Consider the following 1,293-nt stretch of genomic DNA (forward strand, 5'->3'; position numbering starts at 1 on the left):
GCCGAGCCGATGCGGCACGACCGGCTGTTCCTCGCCGGGGACGCCGCGCACATCGTCCCGCCGACCGGGGCCAAGGGCCTCAACCTCGCGGTGTCGGACGTGACGGTCCTCGCCCGCGCGCTGACCGAGCGGTACGCGTCCGGCGCGACCGCGCTCCTGGACGGCTACTCGGCCGCCTGCCTGCGGCGGGTGTGGCGGGCCGAGCACTTCTCGTACTGGATGACCACGCTGCTGCACACCGACCCGGAGGGCGACGCGTTCGGCCGGCGGCTGCAGCTCGCCCACCTGGACTACGTGGCAGGATCTGCGTCCGCCATGGCCTCCCTTGCCGAAAACTACGCCGGACTCCCCCTTGAGTGATCAATACCGCCATAATGTCGTGATCTTTGTGACATGGGGGTAGTCGGGATGGACGGGGACGGCACGGCGCTCGGCAGCCGCTACACGCTGGTCGACATGATCGGCCAGGGCGGCATGGGCGTGGTGTGGCGGGCGCGCGACCGCGTGACCGGCGAGGAACGAGCGGTCAAGGTGCTGCGGCCCGAGCTCGCGGTCGATCCGGCCGCGGTGACCAGGTTCGTCAGGGAGCGCACGGCGCTGCTGCGGGTCCGGCACCAGAGCGTGGTGACCGTGCACGACCTGGTCGTGGAGGGGGACCGGCTCGCCCTGGTCATGGACCTGGTGACCGGCGAGGACCTCGCGGAGTACCGCGGGCGGCGCGGGGGCGCGCTGGCGCCCGCCGAGGCCGCCTGGCTGGTCGGCCAGGTCTGCGCGGCGCTGGTCGCGGTGCACGAGGCGGGCCTCGTCCACCGGGACCTCAAGCCCGCCAACGTGCTGCTCGACCACGGCGCGCCCGAGTCGCCGGTGCGGCTCGCCGACTTCGGCGTCGCCCGGATCGCGTCCGGGGACGACCTGACCGCCACGGGCAACATCGTCGGAACGCCCCGCTACATGGCGCCCGAGGTGCTGGAGGGGGCCGAGCCCGGCCCGCCCGCCGACGTCTACGCCGCGGGCATCACCCTCTACGAACTGCTCGCCGGGCGCCAGCCGTTCGGCGGCGGCAGCATCTCGGCGGTCCTGCACGAGCACCTGCACGTCCCGCCGCCTCCGCTGCCGGGCCTGCCGCCGGAGCTGTGGACGCTTCTCGAGCAGAGCCTCGAGAAGCAGCCGATGGCGCGCATCGGCGCCTACGACCTGGGCCGCCGCCTGATGGACTACGCCCGCGCGAACCACCGGGGCCGGTTCGCGATCACCCTGCCCAGCGGGGCCCAGGCGCCGTCCCGTCCGGGGCCG

At 74.0% G+C, this 1,293-nt stretch carries 2 protein-coding genes; both read left to right on the forward strand.

Annotated elements, in window-relative coordinates:
- Positions 1-360 (forward strand): FAD-dependent monooxygenase (locus AB0J52_RS41105; RefSeq protein WP_500188673.1); only part of this gene is annotated, 360 nt, incomplete at its 5' end.
- Positions 361-393: 33 nt separating this feature from the next.
- Positions 394-1,293, forward strand: a 900-nt coding sequence (locus AB0J52_RS41110) for a serine/threonine-protein kinase (RefSeq protein ID WP_500188674.1), incomplete at its 3' end; no start/stop codon positions are given.

It is taken from the genome of Spirillospora sp. NPDC049652 (genome assembly GCF_040675125.1).
In the GTDB taxonomy this organism is placed as follows: Bacteria; Actinomycetota; Actinomycetes; order Streptosporangiales; family Streptosporangiaceae; genus Spirillospora.